General features: G+C 60.5%; 14 protein-coding genes. 6 read left to right on the forward strand and 8 right to left on the reverse strand.

Annotation, left to right across the window (positions count from 1 at the left end; translation table 11 throughout):
* Positions 1–549: 549 nt before the first annotated feature.
* On the reverse strand, positions 550–1521 hold the full coding sequence (locus tag ACP7B9_RS05080) for a heme o synthase (RefSeq protein ID WP_425861773.1): 972 nt from the start codon (positions 1519–1521) through the stop codon (positions 550–552).
* Positions 1522–1908: 387 nt separating this feature from the next.
* On the opposite strand from ACP7B9_RS05080, the gene tkt reads away from it, so the two are divergent.
* The 6 genes from tkt to pgl all read left to right on the forward strand — a co-directional run bounded on the left by tkt (position 1909) and on the right by pgl (position 10338).
* Positions 1909–4047 (forward strand): transketolase, encoded by a 2139-nt coding sequence (gene tkt, locus ACP7B9_RS05085; RefSeq protein WP_425861346.1) that lies wholly within the window; start codon positions 1909–1911, stop codon positions 4045–4047.
* A gap of 227 nt (positions 4048–4274) precedes the next feature.
* Complete coding sequence (tal, locus tag ACP7B9_RS05090) at positions 4275–5396, forward strand: transaldolase (protein ID WP_425861347.1); 1122 nt, start codon at positions 4275–4277, stop codon at positions 5394–5396.
* Positions 5397–5401: 5 nt separating this feature from the next.
* Entirely contained in the window at positions 5402–7039 is a 1638-nt protein-coding gene (locus tag ACP7B9_RS05095) for a glucose-6-phosphate isomerase (RefSeq protein WP_425861349.1), read from the forward strand.
* Positions 7040–7055: 16 nt separating this feature from the next.
* Complete coding sequence (gene zwf / locus ACP7B9_RS05100) at positions 7056–8600, forward strand: glucose-6-phosphate dehydrogenase (RefSeq protein ID WP_425861351.1); 1545 nt, start codon at positions 7056–7058, stop codon at positions 8598–8600.
* Entirely contained in the window at positions 8597–9538 is a 942-nt protein-coding gene (locus tag ACP7B9_RS05105) for a glucose-6-phosphate dehydrogenase assembly protein OpcA (protein ID WP_425861353.1), read from the forward strand. Before zwf ends, ACP7B9_RS05105 begins: the two co-directional genes overlap by 4 nt.
* Complete coding sequence (gene pgl, locus ACP7B9_RS05110) at positions 9535–10338, forward strand: 6-phosphogluconolactonase (protein WP_425861355.1); 804 nt, start codon at positions 9535–9537, stop codon at positions 10336–10338. The genes ACP7B9_RS05105 and pgl overlap by 4 nt, the downstream gene beginning before the upstream one ends.
* A gap of 106 nt (positions 10339–10444) precedes the next feature.
* Here pgl and secG read toward each other — a convergent pair whose 3' ends face one another.
* The 7 genes from secG to ACP7B9_RS05145 form a co-directional block, all read right to left on the reverse strand.
* On the reverse strand, positions 10445–10699 hold the full coding sequence (gene secG, locus ACP7B9_RS05115; RefSeq protein WP_425861357.1) for a preprotein translocase subunit SecG: 255 nt from the start codon (positions 10697–10699) through the stop codon (positions 10445–10447).
* 230 nt (positions 10700–10929) lie between these two features.
* Positions 10930–11745, reverse strand: a complete 816-nt coding sequence (gene tpiA / locus ACP7B9_RS05120) for a triose-phosphate isomerase (protein ID WP_425861359.1) — start codon at positions 11743–11745, stop codon at positions 10930–10932.
* 145 nt (positions 11746–11890) lie between these two features.
* Positions 11891–13129, reverse strand: coding sequence for a phosphoglycerate kinase (locus ACP7B9_RS05125; RefSeq protein ID WP_425861360.1), 1239 nt, complete (start codon positions 13127–13129; stop codon positions 11891–11893).
* Between the two features lie 12 nt (positions 13130–13141).
* Positions 13142–14149, reverse strand: coding sequence for a type I glyceraldehyde-3-phosphate dehydrogenase (gene gap / locus ACP7B9_RS05130; RefSeq protein WP_425861362.1), 1008 nt, complete (start codon positions 14147–14149; stop codon positions 13142–13144).
* Between the two features lie 244 nt (positions 14150–14393).
* Positions 14394–15017 (reverse strand): superoxide dismutase, encoded by a 624-nt coding sequence (locus ACP7B9_RS05135; RefSeq protein ID WP_425861363.1) that lies wholly within the window; start codon positions 15015–15017, stop codon positions 14394–14396.
* 133 nt (positions 15018–15150) lie between these two features.
* Positions 15151–16131: a DNA-binding protein WhiA gene (gene whiA / locus ACP7B9_RS05140; RefSeq protein WP_425861364.1), complete on the reverse strand. Its 981-nt coding sequence runs from the start codon at positions 16129–16131 to the stop codon at positions 15151–15153.
* 16 nt (positions 16132–16147) lie between these two features.
* On the reverse strand, positions 16148–17137 hold the full coding sequence (locus tag ACP7B9_RS05145; protein ID WP_425861366.1) for a gluconeogenesis factor YvcK family protein: 990 nt from the start codon (positions 17135–17137) through the stop codon (positions 16148–16150).
* Positions 17138–17149 lie beyond the last annotated feature (12 nt).

Raw genomic sequence — 17149 nt, forward strand, 5'->3', positions numbered from 1 at the left:
GCTGGATCGTCTGCATGGACGTCCAACGCCGCGACTCATGACCATCCTCTGCGACGCGTAACAACCAGACTGCCTTCCATCGGTAGTCCTTTTGCTTGCTGACCTCAATACCGAAGCAGGTCACTCCACAGTGCACCTCAGGACGGCAATGTACGTGTGCGCCGCGTAGTTCATTTGGAGTTGATACCACGGGTCAGATAAGCACCTGCCCGACGTGGAACCACATTCTCCTGCCCAAGAAACCGTTCAACGAGTTTGTCGGATCCGTGGTGGAAAATCGCGTGAGGCGAACGGGGCCCTGATTCGCACGACAACCAACAAGCCGCGAACCGCGTAGCCGGGACGGCAATCAATTTAATGAACTCCACCAGAATGGCGAAGCTCGAGGCCACTCCCCCCAGTAAAGCCGGAGGTCAGCGGCACCGCCCCGACCCAATGTCGGGCTCGAACCGATGACCCCCACTTCTACTGCTCACCGAAGACAAAAGAAAAGCGGCCGGCGAGCTCTCCAAGAGAGCCAGCCGGCCGCCGTCGTCCGTCCTGAAAGGACTAGCCCATGAGCGCGGATCCAACAAAGGGATCCACGGCCAGGGAAAGGAAGACCAGCGTCAGGTACGTGATGGAGGCATGGAAGACCTTCATGGCGTTCTTCTTGGTGACAAGGTCCTTCTTGGAATTGTTGTAGAGCGTGTGGGCCTCAATGAGGAACCAGATACCTGCAGCTACCGTGACAACCGTGTAAACGATGCCGGCGCCGCCGAGCGGGACCATCAGCAAGGAACAGGCCACCATGGCCCACGTGTAGAGAACCACCTGCACGGCGACCGTGCGTGACCCGGCTACGGCGCCGAGCATGGGCACGTTGGCAGCATTGTAGTCATCGCTGTAGCGCATGGACAACGGCCAGTAGTGCGGCGGCGTCCAGAGGAAGATGATCATGAAGAGAATGACGGCGGGCCACTGAACGGTGTTGGTCACGGCCGCCCAAGCAATCAAGACGGGCATGCAGCCCGCTGCCCCACCCCACACAATGTTTTGCGAGGTGCGTCGCTTAAGGATCAGGGTGTAAACCACCACGTACAGGAAGATGGCGCCAATACCCAGCAGGCCTGTCAGCGGGTTGATGCTCCACAGCAAGGCAATGGCCAAGACGGTCAGGACCCAAGAAAATACCAATGCTTCACGCGGGGTGATGACGCCCGTGACCAGGGGCCGCTTGGACGTGCGGTTCATGATCTTGTCCATGTCACGGTCAATGTAGCAATTGAACGCACCGGCGGCACCGGCGGCCAGCGCGCCACCCACCATGGTGGCAATCATGAGCCACAGGCTGGGCACACCGCCCTTGCCAGAGAAGCCTTGCGCAAAAAACATGGTGGGCAATGTCGTGACCAACAAGAGCTCAACGACCCGGGGCTTCGTCAGCGCCAAATATCCTTTGGCCTTCTCTGAAAAACCGACAGAAACCTTTGGAGAGGATTCGGAGATCGGGGCATGCGTTGCACTCACGTGTACTGTCACCATGTTTTCGTTGTTAGCCCCACACCTGCCGCAAAGTGGAAACTATTACTTCATTTGAACCTACGGGCACCCGTCTTGCGGGACTGGCCGTAACCGTAGCTAATCACTCCATATCATAGCCGTCCTTCCCGCTGCTCCACTAAATGCGGAATGTCAAAGCGTGACGGGAGAGGTCTCAACATATGAAAACTAATCACGTTTGGACCCCATGTCGTGTAACTTTAGAAGCGCCTGACACAGCAGAGCCGAGCCACAGCGCCGCTCCGCAGAACATGGCTAAGCTTACTGAAGGAGTACCGGGGCGCGGGGCACAACGATCGCTTATGTTGTTGCTCCATGAATGTCCCGGAGTTGCATTTTTATGCCCATAACGAGAGGGACCTGTCAGTGTCACATCTGGAATTGCCTACATTTACCTGGACCGCCGAAGATCAGCGCGCAGTAGACACTGCACGTATTTTGGCTGCTGACGCTGTGGAAAAGGTCGGTAACGGCCACCCGGGCACCGCAATGTCCCTGGCTCCGGCCGCCTACCTGTTGTTCCAGAAGGTCATGCGCATCGACCCGAAGAACCCGGACTGGCTCGGCCGCGACCGCTTCATCCTGTCCCCCGGTCACACGTCATTGACGCTCTACGTACAGTTGTTCCTGTCCGGCTATGGCCTGGAACTGTCTGACCTGGAAGCACTGCGCACCTGGGGTTCCTTGACCCCGGGCCACCCCGAATACAAGCACACCGCCGGTGTTGAAATCACCACCGGACCGCTGGGTCAGGGCTTGGCCTCGGCCGTTGGCTTCGCCTACTCCCAGCGCCGCATGCGCGGGCTCATGGATCCCGACGCAGCCGAAGGCACCAGCCCCTTCGACCACACCGTTTGGGTCATTGCCTCCGACGGCGATCTCCAGGAAGGTGTCACCAGCGAGGCTTCCAGCCTTGCCGGTCACCAGGAACTGGGCAACCTCGTTGTGGTCTACGACTCCAACCACATCTCCATCGAAGACGACACCAACATCGCCTACTCCGAAGATGTGCTCAAGCGCTACGAAGCCTATGGCTGGCACGTACAGCGCGTTGACTGGACCAAGACCGGCGAATACGTTGAAGACGTTGCTGAGCTCCATGCAGCCCTTGCCGCGGCCAAGGCCGAGACGACCAAGCCGTCGATCATCTCCTTGCGCACCATCATCGGCTTCCCGTCACCGAAGAAGCAGAACACCGGCGCCATCCACGGTTCCGCATTGGGTGCTGCCGAAGTTGCAGCCCTGAAGGAAGTCCTTGGCTTCAACCCGGAAAAGAACTTCGAAGTAGAGCCTGCTGTTCTGGATCACGCACGCAAGCTTGTTGAGCGCGGCGCCGCAGCCCGTGAAGAGTGGAACACCGGCTTTGAAGCCTGGAAGTCCGCCAACCCGGAGAATGCAGCAACGCTGGAGCGCATCGAGAAGAAGGAACTCCCCGCAGCCTGGGAAGAGAACCTGCCCGTCTTCGAAAGTGGCAAGGATGTTTCAACCCGTGCTGCTTCCGGCAAGGTGCTGAACGCCATTGGCGGTGTCCTCCCTGAGCTTTGGGGTGGTTCCTGCGACCTCGCCGGTTCCAACAACACCACCATTGAAGGCGCTGGCTCGTTCATCCCGGCCTCCAAGCAGACCGACACCTGGTCCGGTGGCCCCTACGGCCGTGTACTGCACTTCGGTATCCGCGAGCACGCCGCAGCATCGATCGTCAACGGTATCCACCTGGGCGGGCCCACCCGCGCCTTCTCCGGAACGTTCCTGATCTTCAGCGACTACCAGCGCCCGGCCATCCGCCTCTCCGCTCTCATGGGCGTGCCTTCCATCTACGTATGGACGCACGATTCCATCGGCCTCGGCGAGGACGGCCCCACGCACCAGCCGGTCGAGCAGCTCTCGAGCCTGCGCGCCATTCCGGGACTGGACGTTGTCCGCCCCGGTGACTCCAACGAAGTTGCCGCTTCCTGGAAGAAGATCCTTGAAACCAAGGAAAACCCGGCCGGCATCGTGCTGACACGCCAGAACATCCCCACCTACGCCCGTGGCGCAGGTGCAGCTACGGCCACCGAGTTTGCTTCGGCTGACTTGGTTGCCAACGGCGGTTACGTTCTGGCAGAAGCAGTGTCCGACGGCGCCGTCGTCACCCCCGAGGTCATCCTGATCGGTACCGGCTCCGAGGTTCAGCTGGCTGTTGAGGCCCGCGAAGCACTGGCCGCCGAAGGCATCGCAGCCCGCGTTGTCTCAATGCCGTGTGTCGAGTGGTTCAACGCCCAGAGCGCCGAATACCGCGAGCAGGTTCTGCCCAAGGCCGTCAAGGCACGCGTCTCCGTTGAAGCCGGTTTGGCTTTGGGCTGGCGTGAATTTGTTGGCGACGCAGGCCGCTCCATCTCACTCGAGCACTTCGGTGCATCGGCTGACTACAAGGTGCTGTTCAACGAGTTCGGCATCACCACCGAGGCCGTCACGGCTGCTGCCAAGGACTCCCTGGCCGAGACCCTGGCCGCCGTAAACGCCTAAGTAGCAACGTAGTAAAAGCAACGGTGCCGCGTCCGGCAGCAACAACCTTCCGGACGCGGCGCCTAGTTCCACCCCACATTCTTCAAGGTGTTCCCGTTAGCGCCAGATAGACTCGCCGGTTCATTCCGGCCTTCCTCCGCTGGCCTCGGGAACGCGACACCCCGCCTGCAGGGCTGAAACTTTCAGCAGCAAACCTGCCGGTACTCACGTTCAAGGAAGTAAGCACAATGACGAATTCAACTCCCACTGCAGACCTCTCAGCTGCCGGTGTCTCGATCTGGCTTGACGATCTTTCCCGCAGCCGCATCAGCAGCGGTAACCTCACCGCGCTGATCGCTGAAAAGAACGTTGTTGGCGTCACTACGAACCCCAGCATTTTCGAGGCAGCCATCACCAAGAGCGATGACTACAAGCCCGAACTCAAGAAGTTCTCTGCTGCAGGCATCTCCGCCGAAGAAGCAGTCTTCGAACTGACCACTGCAGATGTTGCCGACGGTTGCGACATCTTCGCCGGCATCTACGAGTCCTCCAAGGGCGTCGACGGCCGCGTTTCCATTGAAGTTGATCCGCGCAAGGCCTGGGACACTGCAGGTACCTTCGAAGAGGCCAAGCGCTTGTACGCCAAGGTCAACAAGAAGAACGTCCTGATCAAAATTCCGGCAACGCTCGAGGGCCTCGGCGCCATCACGTCCACCTTGGGCGAGGGCATCAGCGTCAACGTCACCCTCATCTTCTCCCTTGACCGCTACCGCGCCGTCATGAACGCCTTCTTGAGCGGTCTGGAACTGGCCAAGGCAAACGGCCACAACCTGGCGGAAATCCACTCGGTTGCTTCCTTCTTCGTGTCCCGCGTGGACCTGGAAATCGACAACCGCCTTGACGCCATCGGCACCGAAGAAGCCGCTGGCTTGAAGGGCAAGGCCGGACTGGCCAACGCACGCCTCGCCTACCAGGCATTCGAGGAAGTCTTCTCCTCCGAGCGCTGGGCCGTCCTCGCCGAAGCCGGCGCACTCCCCCAGCGTCCGCTGTGGGCCTCCACCGGAGTCAAGAACCCGGCATACCCGGACACCTTGTACGTGACCGAATTGGTTGCCACGAACGTCGTGAACACCATGCCGGAAAAGACCCTGGATGCAACCTTCGATCACGGCGTGGTCGAGGGCGACACCATCACGGGCACCTACGAGGAAGCTAACGCTCTCCTGAACCAGCTCGAAGGCCTTGGCATCTCCTACAACGACGTCGTAGGCGTCCTGGAGACCGAAGGCCTGGACAAGTTCGTTGCCAGCTGGAAGGACCTCCTGAACCACGTTCAGGTTGCTCTTGACGCTGCCGGCGCGGAAGGCTGACCCCTATGACATCACTGGCATTTGCGGCCACTGGAGCCGCTAAGTCTGCTGGCGATACCCACCTGATGACGCTTGTCGCCGATCAGGTTGCTTCGCGAATCTTCGCAAAGGACGCCACGCTGTGGGGCCCTGACGCTGAGGCAGAATCGGCCGTCCGTCTCGGATGGGTTGAAGCCGCCGAGGTTTCTGCTCCCCTCGTTGCGGAAATCACGGCCCTGCGCGATGAGTTGCGTGCCGAAGGCATCAACCACATCGTCCTGTGCGGCATGGGTGGCTCTTCTCTGGCCCCCGAGGTCATCACGGCAACCGCCGGTGTTGAGCTCAGCGTTCTGGACAGCACCGACCCCTCGCAGGTTCGTGCCGCTATCAGCGACCGCCTGGCCACCACGGCCATCGTGGTCTCCTCGAAGTCCGGCTCCACGCTGGAAACCGATTCGCAGCGACGGATCTTTGAGCAGGAATTCACGGCTGCCGGCATCGATGCGAAGTCACGCATCATCATTGTCACGGATCCGGGATCGCCCCTGGATGGCTCGGCTCGCGAAGCCGGCTACCGGAAGGTATTCAATGCTGATCCCAATGTTGGTGGCCGCTACTCGGGCCTGACGGCATTTGGCTTGGTTCCCTCCGGTTTGGCAGGTGTGGATATCGCCGCTTTGCTGGACTCGGCCGAGGAAACCGGCGAGATGCTGCGCGATGACGATGTCGACAACGTGGGTCTGCGCCTTGGTGCCGCCCTCGGAGGAACCTCGCCGCTGCGCAACAAGATCGTGATCGTTGAAGACGGCTCGGGCCTGGTCGGTTTCGCTGATTGGGCCGAGCAGCTCATCGCAGAATCAACCGGCAAGCTCGGCACGGGTGTTCTGCCCGTCGTGGCCTCGCCAACGTCTCCTGAGGTCACCAACGGTGCGTCTGACGTGCTGGTGGTGCGGCTGGTAGCCGGGGACTCCGACGTCGAACTTCGCGAAAACGAAGTGAGCATTGCAGGAGATCTTGGTGCACAGATGATGGTCTGGGAATTCGCCACGGCCGTCGCAGGACGCTTGCTGGGCATCAACCCCTATGACCAGCCCGACGTCGAGGCAGCCAAATCGGCCGCCCGCGGATTGCTCGATGCAACCCCCGCACCGACACCGGCGCTGTTCACCGATGGCGCCGTGGAAGTTCGCACGGCCAACGCCGATGCCGGATGGCTGGCCGGGGTGACAACTCTCGCCGAGGCCATCACAGCCTTGAACGGAACCCTGAAGAGCGATGGCTACCTTAGCGTCCAGGTGTATCTGGACCGCTTGGCCAATGCGCCGTTGGAGCAGGTCCGCGACCAGCTTGCCGGCCTGACGGGACGTCCCGTCACCTTCGGGTGGGGTCCGCGTTTCCTGCATTCCACAGGCCAGTTCCACAAGGGCGGCCCCGCAGTAGGTGTATTCCTGCAGGTGACGGGTGCCGCGCTGGAGGACTTGGCGATTCCGGAACGGCCGTTTAGCTTCGGCGAGCTCATTTCAGCTCAAGCCGCTGGCGATGCAGCCGTCCTCGCTGACCATGGGTGCCCGGTACTGCGACTGCATTTGACAGACGTTGCCGCCGGCGTTGCCCAACTCGAAACTGTGGTGGCCGAACTTGCCGGCCGTCACTTAGACGCATAAGGCCACCTCTCTCAAGATGCCAACCTCTGCCACATCACACAATGAAAACCCGCTCCGGGACAGCCGCGATCGCCGGCTGTCCCGGGTGGCGGGCCCGTCTTCCCTTGTGCTCTTTGGAGTAACCGGGGATTTGTCCCGCAAAAAGCTCATGCCTGCGGTGTATGACCTGGCCAACCGTGGCTTGTTGCCGCCCAGTTTTGCCCTTGTCGGTTTCGGCCGCCGAGCGTGGACTGACGCGGAGTTTGCGGCGGAGGTGAGAGCCTCGGTCGAGGCTCACTGCCGTACCCCGTTCGATGAGACCGTGTGGAATCAACTCAGCGAAGGAATTCGCTTTGTTCAGGGCGAGTTTGATGAAGACGCTGCCTTTGAACGCTTGAAGGCCACCCTTGCCGAGCTTGACGATACGCGTGGCACGCGTGGTAATCACGCATACTATCTCTCCATCCCGCCGAAGGCTTTCGAACTGGTGTGCCGTCAACTTTCGGTGCATGGTTTGGCACAAGGCCCCAGTGAGACCTGGCGACGGGTTGTCATCGAGAAGCCGTTCGGCCACAACCTCAAGTCTGCGCGCGCCCTCAATGACATCGTTGAGTCCGTGTTCCCGGCGGATGCGGTCTTTAGGATTGACCATTACCTGGGCAAGGAAACAGTCCAGAACATCTTGGCTTTGCGTTTTGCCAACCAGCTGTTTGAGCCGCTCTGGAATGCAAACTATGTAGACCATGTGCAGATCACCATGGCCGAGGACATCGGCACCGGTGGCCGTGCAGGCTATTACGACGGCGTGGGCGCTGCCCGCGACGTCATCCAGAACCACTTGTTGCAGCTACTGGCGCTCACGGCAATGGAGGAGCCCATTTCCTTCAATGCCGATGACCTCCGGGCCGAGAAGGAAAAGGTCCTCGCCGCAGTCAAGCTGCCAAAGGACCTCTCCGCACACTCGGCACGTGGCCAGTTCGCCGGTGGTTGGCAAGGTGGCGAGCACGTCCTTGGTTACCTGGAGGAAGAGGGCATCCCTGCCGATTCCACCACGGAGACGTTCGCCGCCATCCGTCTTGACATCAACACCCGTCGCTGGTCCGGCGCGCCGTTCTACCTGCGTGCAGGCAAGCGTCTTGGCCGTCGTGTCACGGAAATTGCGGTTGTGTTCAAGCGTGCACCAAATCTGTTGTTCACGGATCACGCCGAGGATGACTTCGGCCAAAACGCCGTGGTCATTAGGGTTCAGCCTGACGAAGGCGTGACCATCAGGTTCGGTTCCAAGGTGCCGGGCACGCAGATGGAAGTCCGCGATGTCACGATGGACTTTGGCTATGGCCATGCGTTCACCGAGTCCAGCCCGGAAGCCTATGAGCGCCTCATCCTTGATGTGTTGCTGGGCGAGCCGCCGCTGTTCCCCCGGCACGAGGAAGTGGAGCTTTCCTGGAAGATCCTTGACCCGTTCGAGGAATTCTGGGCGGCCGAAGGCATCCAGCCTGAAGCTTATGAACCAGGCAGCTGGGGCCCGTCCTCCGCTGATGAACTCTTGAAGCGTGATGGAAGGACGTGGCGCCGACCATGATCGTCGAACTCCCAAATACAACCACTTCCAAGATCACCAAACGCATTGTCAAGATGCGCGAACAGGGTGGCGTTGTTGCCCTGGGCCGCGTCTTGACACTTGTGGTTATCACCAAGAGTGGCCTAGAGGAAGAGGCCATCGAGGCCGCCAATCTGGCCAGCCGCGAACACCCGTGCCGCATTATTGTGCTGGCCGCCGGCTCTGCCGAGGCGCCGACGTGCCTCGACGCCGAGATTCGGGTCGGCGGTGACGCCGGTGCATCCGAGGTCATCGTGCTGCGCGGTTCCGGCGAGCTCGCCGCTGAGAGCGAATCGGTTGTCTCGGCGCTTTTGTTGCCAGATGCCCCGATCGTGGCCTGGTGGCACAGTGGTGCACCCGAATCACCGAGCAAATCCCCGGTGGGTCGTATTGCTCATCGCCGCATCACCGACTCGGCCAATGCCGACGATCCGCGCGATGCGCTCAAGCACATTGCCGCAACGTATGCAGACGGTGACACCGATCTGGCGTGGACACGACTGACCAACTGGCGTGTCCAGTTGGCTGCCGCCCTTGACCAGTACGATGACTCCGATCCGATTACGGGCCTGCAGGTGGAAGGTGCCAGCGACTCCCCCAGCACGCTGCTGTTGGCGTCTTGGCTACACCGTTCCTTGAACGTGCCCATCACGGTCACGGAAGATCCGCGCGGTACCGGCATTCGCAAGGTCGTCCTCGAGCGCGCTAAGGGCAATGTCCAGCTGTTCCGCCCGGGCACCTTGGAAGCCACGCTAAGCCAGCCCGGCCAGCCGGAGCAGAAAATATCGCTGCCACGCCGTTCCCTGCAGGACTGCTTGGCAGAGGAATTGCGCCGACTGGATCCGGATTTGGTTTTTGGTGAAGTTGTCACAGAGGGCCTGCTGAAATTGTTGGCCGAAGAGAAGGTTGTCAAGGCATGAGCAAGAACGTCCGCATCACCCCGCACCCGTCATTTGAGGTGCTGGCCGCTACCACGGCCGCACGCCTCATTACCCGGTTGCTGGACGTTCAAAGCGAACGCGGCGAGGCGACTGTTGTCCTCACGGGCGGCAGCGTGGGCATTTCCACCCTGCGTGAAATTGCCAAGTCTCCGGCCCGTCTGGCCGTTGACTGGAGCAAGGTTAACTTCTGGTTTGGCGATGACAGGTTTGTCCCTGCGGATTCGGAAGACCGCAACTATGGCCAGGCGGCCGAAGCGCTGCTGAACCATGTCCCGGTGGACCCGGCCCGCGTGCACATCATGGCCGCATCCAATGAGGTCGCGGACTTGGACGAGGCCGTCACCAAATACGCTGGGGAGCTTGCAGAAGCTGCACAGCGTGAGTGGGAGAACGACGACGCAGCCCCCGATGAGGCTCCTTCCGTGCCACGTTTCGATGTGCTGCTGTTGGGCCTCGGCCCGGACGCCCACATCGCCTCCCTCTTCCCCGAGATGGCAGGAATTCGCACCAAGGGCTGCACGGTGGTGGGAGTACGGAACTCACCCAAGCCGCCGCCGTCGCGCGTTTCCTTAACGCTGGAAACGATCAATTCGGCCCAGGAAATCTGGATCGTTGCGGCCGGTGCCGATAAGGCTGCGGCCGTTGGATTGGGCCTTGCCGGTGCCAACGAATTCCAGGTGCCGGCCTCCGGCGCCCGCGGCATCAACAAGACCATGTGGTTGATCGATGAGGCAGCGGCGGCAAAGGTTCCATCGGCGCTCATGCGCCGGGACCGCTAGCTAGTCTCCTTGAGAAGTAGGCAATGAAGAAAGGTCCCGCCCGGCATGTGCCGGGCGGGACCTTTCTTTGTTTCTGGAAAACCTTGGTGCTGTTGGCAGCTTTAAGCTAGGCGCCGATGTTTCCGTAGGACATGATCAGGCCGAGGCCAATGATGACAGCACCCCACACGAGTCCAAGGATCACCGTGAAGCGGTTGAGGTTACGCTCGGCTACACCCGAGGAACCAAGGTTGGAGCTCATGCCGCCACCAAACATGTCAGACAGACCGCCGCCACGGCCCTTGTGCAGCAGGATCAGCAAGGTCAACAGCAAGCTGGTGACACCCAGAAGGATCTGCAGGGCGATTTGTAGTGCTTCCACGAGTTGCCTTTCAGCATGGTGATGGTGCCGCCCAGTCTCTGGGCCGCCAAACAATTAGTGCGTTCGAAGATACAGCGCCTCATAGGAGGCCGCCGATGTATCCGCGATCAAGTCTAACCGTGTCCAGCCGCACATGGCGAATGGACACGATTAGTTCAATAACAGGGCCCACGCGCCCGAGGGGCCCCATTGCAACCGCGCCAGCGGATGCAATGGGGAGGGCGTGGGGATCAGTTGGTGACCAGGTGACTTTCGAAGCGGGCGATGTTGGCGAATTCGCCGGCATCAAGGCTTGCGCCACCTACAAGAACACCATCGACGTCGCGCTCAGCCATGATGGCCCCAACATTGTTGGCCTTGACCGAACCGCCGTACAGCAGGCGGGTCTTGGCAGCGGTTTCAGCGTCGAAGAGTTCGGCCAACTCGGCACGGATGGCTGCACACATTTCCTGTGCATCTTCCGGTCCTGCAACCTCGCCCGTGCCGATGGCCCAGACGGGCTCATAGGCGATGACGAGGGTTGCGGCCTGCTCGGCCGTAAGACCGGCGACGCCGCCGCGAACCTGCGACAGGGTGTGCTCAACGTGGGTACCGGCCTGGCGGATTTCCAAGCCTTCACCGGCGCACAGGACGGGGGTGACCTCGTTGCGGTAGGCAGCCTTGACCTTGGCATTGAGCAACTCGTCGCTCTCACCATGGATGCTGCGGCGTTCGCTGTGGCCAACCAATACGTAGGCGCAGCCGAGCTTGTTCAAGAACGCACCGGAGATGTCACCCGTGTAGGCGCCTGAATCCTGGTCGGAAAGGTCCTGGCCACCGTAGACCAGCTTGAGCTTGTCGCCCTGGACCAAGGTCTGAACACCGCGGAGGTCGGTGAACGGCGGGAAGACTGCAACTTCCACTCGGCTGAAGTCGTGGCGCGCATCAGACAAGGTCCAAGCGAGCTTTTGCAGCAACGTGATGCCCTGGACGTGGTCCATGTTCATCTTCCAGTTGCCGGCAATCAGTGGCGTCCGGTCAAAATTACCGTTAGTTGAAGTTGTCATCGTCATCTCGATTCTTGCGTAACTTAAATACAACTGTTGTAAATCAGTGCCAAAGAGTCTTTGGCGAAAGTTTGCGTGCTTTTGATCTGTTTCCAGAACTCATACAAAAAGTGGCGGCAGGCGTACCTGCCGCCACTTTGGGCATCTAGCGGTCCAGGGCCAGAAGGCCCGGAAGTTCCTTACCTTCAAGGTACTCGAGGCTTGCGCCACCGCCGGTTGAGATGTGGCCGAATGCATCATCGGCAAATCCCAGTGAACGAACGGCAGAGGCGGAATCGCCACCGCCAACAACATTGAAGCCACCATTGCTGGTGTTGGTGCTCAGTGCCTGGGCAACTGCCCGGGTACCTTCTGCGAAGGCTGCGAACTCAAACACACCCATGGGGCCGTTCCAGAAAACAGTCTTTGCGCCAGCAATGGCTTCCGCAAATGCAGCACCGGAAATCGGACCAATGTCCAGGCCGAGGCCCTTCTCACCAAAGGTACTGGCTTCGATAGCGTCTGCAGCGACTACCTCGTGAGCGGCGTCGGCTGAGAAGCCTGCAGCCACGACGACGTCTGTCGGAAGGACAAAAGTTGTCCCGGCCGCTTCTGCACGCGCTAGGTAGTCCTGAACAACGGGGATCTGGTCAACTTCCAGCAACGAAGCGCCAACCTTGTGGCCCTGCGCAGCGAGGAAGGTGAACAGCATGCCGCCACCAACCAAGATGGAATCCGCCTTGCCGATCAAGTTGTCAATCACTGCCAACTTGTCAGAGACCTTGGAGCCACCCAGAACAACAACGTAGGGCCGTTCAGACTCGGTGGTGAGCTTACGCAGCACCTCAAGTTCCGTACGGACCAGATCGCCCTGGTAGGACGGCAAGACCTTGGCAATGTCGAAGACACTTGCATGCTTGCGGTGGACAGCACCGAATGCGTCGTCCACGTAAGCGCCGTTGGTACCCGTCAACGCGGCGAGCTCGGCAGCGAAAGCCGCCCGTTCGCCGTCGTCCTTGGACGTTTCGCGAGCATCAAAGCGCACGTTTTCCAAGACCAGAACCGAGCCATCGGACAGATCTGCCGCAGCAGCGGTGGCTGCCGGACCGGTGGTGTCAGCGGCCAGGGTTGCGTTCAAGCTCGGGGCCAGTTCGGCCAAGCGTGCCACAGCCGGAGCCAAGGAGTACTTGGCTTCGGGGGCACCCTTGGGCCGGCCCAGGTGGGCGCTGACCAGAACACGGGCACCGGCGTTAGCCAGAGCCGTGATAACAGGGATCGACGCTTTGATGCGTCCATCGTCACTGACGTTAGAGCCGTCGAGCGGCACGTTCAGGTCACTTCTGACCAGAACGTACCGCCCGCGGACACCTTCATCGATGAGTTCGCTGAGGGTGTGAAGAGTCATTCGCTTTTTGCCTTAGAGCTTGGAGGCTACGAGCTCGGTCAAGTCGACCAGGCGGTTGGAGTAGCCCCACTCGTTGTCGTACCAGGAAACAACCTTGACCTGGTTGCCGATGACCTTGGTCAGGCCCGAGTCAAAGATGGACGATGCCGGGTCGCCAACAATGTCCGAGGACACGATCGGGTCTTCGGTGTACGTCAGGTAGCCAGCGAGCTTGCCTTCGGCAGCTGCAGCCTTGTAGGCGGCGTTGACTTCTTCAACAGTGACCTCGCGGCTCACAGTTGCGGTCAGGTCAGTTGCCGAACCTGTGGGGACGGGTACGCGGATGGCGTAACCATCGAGCTTGCCCTTGAGCTCCGGCAGAACCAGGCCGATTGCCTTGGCGGCACCGGTGGAGGTCGGGATCATGTTGACAGCGGCGGCACGTGCACGGCGAAGGTCGCTGTGGGGGCCGTCCTGCAGGTTCTGATCGGCAGTGTAAGCGTGGATGGTGGTCATCAGGCCACGCTCCAAACCGAAGTTGTCGTTCAGGACCTTGGCCAGCGGGCCGAGGCAGTTGGTGGTGCAGGATGCGTTGGAGATGATGTGGTGCGCAGCCGGATCGTACAGGTCGTCGTTGACGCCCAACACGATGGTGATGTCTTCGTTCGACGCCGGAGCGGAGATGAGGACCTTCTTGGCGCCAGCATCAATGTGCTTCTGTGCGTCAGCAGCCTTCGTGAAGAAGCCAGTGGATTCGATGACGATGTCAACGCCCAGCTTGGCCCACGGGAGGTTCGCGGGATCGCGCTCAGCCAATACGGTGATGGTCTTGCCATCAACGACGAGGTGGCCGTCTACAACCTCAACGGAAACGGACAAGCGGCCGTTGACGGAGTCGTACTTGAGCAGGTGTGCCAGTGCCTCGGGGCTGGTGAGGTCGTTGACTGCAACGATCTCAATGTCTGCGCCCTGAGCCAAAGCTGCGCGGAAGTAGTTACGGCCAATGCGGCCGAACCCGTTAATACCAATACGAGTAGTCACTTAGTTCTCTCCTTGGTGCTCTTGCGAACACACGTAGTCAGGTCAAAGGAAACCTTCAACCATTATTTCCCGCACGACGTTGGGCAGAGATTTTCTTCAAGGCGCGGATCGACAAGAGCGCGCCGTGATCTATATTACGTTCTTTGGTGCCCGCCCCGTAAATCAAACGGAGCGGGCGTCCACATATTGGTCACACAAAGCATCTTGGGGTGGCTGTGTGACCTTGATAGAGCGTTAGTGCAGCTTACGGCAGGATCAGTGAGCTGGCGTTCTTGCGGGCAGCTTCAAAGCGCTTGGACACGTCGGCCCAGTTCACAATGTTCCAGAATGCCTTGACGTAGTCAGCCTTGACGTTGACGTAGTCCAGGTAGAAGGCGTGCTCCCACATATCCAGCATCAGCAGCGGGGTGGTGGCTACGGGGATGTTGCCCTGCTGGTCGAAGAGCTGCTCGATCAGGATGTTGCCGCCGAGGCCTTCGTAGGAGAGCAGTGCCCAACCGGAGCCCTGGATGCCCATGGCTGCTGCGGTGAAGTGTGCGCGGAATGCATCGAAGGAACCGAATGCATCATCGATGGCTGCTGCCAGTTCGCCTTCGGGCTTGTCGCCGCCTTCGGGGGAAAGGTTGTTCCAGAAGATGGAGTGGTTGGTGTGGCCACCGAGGTGGAATGCCAAGTCCTTGGAGAACCTGTTGATGTTGGCGAAGTTGTTGCTCTCGCGTGCTTCGGCCAGCTGCTCCAAGGCCAGGTTCGCACCGGCAACGTATGCCGCGTGGTGCTTGCTGTGGTGCAGTTCCATGATGCGGGCGGAAATATTGGGCTCCAGAGCAGCGTAGTCATAGCTGAGTTCTGGAAGTGTGTACTTAGTCACGGTTCCTCCGTTGCGATTCTTCTGTGGTTTTGCCGATCATGGTTTTCAAGTTCGAAACCGACCGGCAGGGCGAAGACGGCCAATGCAAAAATTGCAGACTGTGCTTCGCCTCTACTCTTCCATACTAGGGGCGTTAGCCGTCCAGCATGTCAAAAGTGACGTTCGACTCAGTGCTCGGAATGCCTAGATCCTTGGCCTTTTTGTCAGCCATGGCCAGCAAGCGTCTGATGCGACCGGCGATCGCATCCTTGGTGAGCGGCGGGTCGGCGAGCCGGCCCAGTTCGTCAAGGCTTGCTTGTTTATGCGCAACGCGCAATGCGCCGGCGTACTTGAGATGATCGGGTACATCTTCGCCAAGGATCTCCAACGCCCGATCAACTCGGGCTCCGGCGGCAACGGCAGCCTGGGCCGAGCGGCGTAAATTAGCGTCATCAAAGTTCGCCAGTCGGTTGGCAGTGGCACGTACTTCCTTGCGCATGCGACGTTCTTCCCAAACCAGGAAAGTGTCGTGGGCGCCCATGCGAACCAGCAGGGCCCCAATCGTGTCTCCGTCGCGAATGACCACGCGATCAATGCCACGGACGTCCCGGGCCTTGGCGGTGATATCCAGACGCCGGGCGGCACCGACTAGCGCCAGCGCAGCCTCGGGCCCGGGGCAGGTAACCTCCAACGCCGAGGATCGTCCCGGTTCAGTCAGGGAGCCATGGGCGAGGAACGCGCCACGCCACACAGCTTCAGCGTCGGCTGCGGAACCATTGACGACGGCGGATGGCAGGCCCCGTACGGGGCGGCCACGGCCGTCTAGGAGCCCACTTTGGCGGGCGAGCGATTCGCCGTCGCGCACTACGCGCACAACATAACGGCTACCGCGGCGCAGGCCACCACCGGAAACCACGACGATTTCGCTTTGGTGTCCATACATTTCGGCGATGGCGACGCGTAGACGCCGGGCGGTCGCCGCGGTATCCACCTCTGCCTCGATCACAATGCGGCCCGAGATGATGTGCAGTCCCCCGGCAAAGCGCAGGAGTGCCGAAACTTCTGCCTTGCGCACCGAGGACTTTTTAACGTCCAGTCGGGACAGTTCCTCTTTGACTGCTGCGGTCAGCGCCATGGTTCAGCCTTCACTTTCACGTAACTTTTTGGTCCCCAAAAATATCCCGATATGCCGCTGCCAACCGCAGAGGGTCATGGACAGCTTTCGCGCCGGAACTTCCTACCTTACCGAAAACAACCTTGGCACCGATCATCGCAGCGGCTTCTGTGAATTCTGCAACATCGGCAACCGAGCCTGGATCGGCCAGAACAACGTCGATCCTGAACTCGGGTGCGTAGCGTGCAATCACATGCAGGTGGTCGGCGGCGTTCATGCCTGTTGCCTCAAGGTCATTGACGTCAAGGTTCATTGTCAGCAGCCGTTTGGCCTTGGTGGAGCACAGCGCTTCACGCATTTCCGGCAGCAATAGGTGCGGCAGGACGGAGGTGTACCAAGACCCCGGACCCAGAACCACCCAGTCAGCGTTATGGATGGCGTCCACGGCCTCGGCACACGCCGGGGCGTCCTCGGGCAATAGCCTGACATCTTCGAGCTGACCGGCCTTGGCCAATACCGACTGTCCCCGGATCAACTGGCCCGGCGTGCCGTTGTGCTTGACGCGGGCTTCGATCGTGAGCGGGACGCTGGCCATGGGCAGCACCTCACCACGGGCCCCGAGCAGGGCACCGGCCCAACGAAGACCTGCCACCGTGTCGCCAAGAAGCTCCCACAGCGTGACGATCAGCAGGTTACCCATGGCGTGGTTGCCCAGGGAACCGGGAACACCGTTACGGGACGAGAATCGGTGTTGCATGACGTCCCGCCAGGTCCTCCCCCAGTCGGTGTCATCGCAGAGTGCCGAAAGCGCCATGCGGAGATCGCCAGGGGGCAGCACGTCGAGCTCCTCGCGGAGGCGGCCGGAGGAACCGCCGTCGTCGGCAACTGTCACCACGGCGGTGACTTGCCCCGTGACTAGGCGAAGGGCCGAAAGGGACGCGTAGAGTCCATGACCACCACCGAGGGCTGCGACCTTGACGCCTGTTTCCGGGCTGGAGAGTTTCGTAGCCGAAGGGATTATCGGCAAGATCCCCGTGTG

The organism is Arthrobacter sp. TWP1-1 (assembly GCF_049897845.1).
In the GTDB taxonomy this organism is placed as follows: domain Bacteria; phylum Actinomycetota; class Actinomycetes; order Actinomycetales; family Micrococcaceae; genus Specibacter.

Bases quoted from the DNA above. Each gene is read 5' to 3' on its own strand.
- ACP7B9_RS05095 (WP_425861349.1), top strand. From the start codon at position 5,402: ATGACATCACTGGCATTTGCGGCCACTGGAGCCGCTAAGTCTGCTGGC.
- whiA (WP_425861364.1), bottom strand. From the start codon at position 16,131: ATGGCGCTGACCGCAGCAGTCAAAGAGGAACTGTCCCGACTGGACGTT.
- ACP7B9_RS05105 (WP_425861353.1), top strand. From the start codon at position 8,597: ATGATCGTCGAACTCCCAAATACAACCACTTCCAAGATCACCAAACGC.
- pgl (WP_425861355.1), top strand. From the start codon at position 9,535: ATGAGCAAGAACGTCCGCATCACCCCGCACCCGTCATTTGAGGTGCTG.
- tpiA (WP_425861359.1), bottom strand. From the start codon at position 11,745: ATGACAACTTCAACTAACGGTAATTTTGACCGGACGCCACTGATTGCC.
- tal (WP_425861347.1), top strand. From the start codon at position 4,275: ATGACGAATTCAACTCCCACTGCAGACCTCTCAGCTGCCGGTGTCTCG.
- ACP7B9_RS05125 (WP_425861360.1), bottom strand. From the start codon at position 13,129: ATGACTCTTCACACCCTCAGCGAACTCATCGATGAAGGTGTCCGCGGG.
- zwf (WP_425861351.1), top strand. From the start codon at position 7,056: ATGCCAACCTCTGCCACATCACACAATGAAAACCCGCTCCGGGACAGC.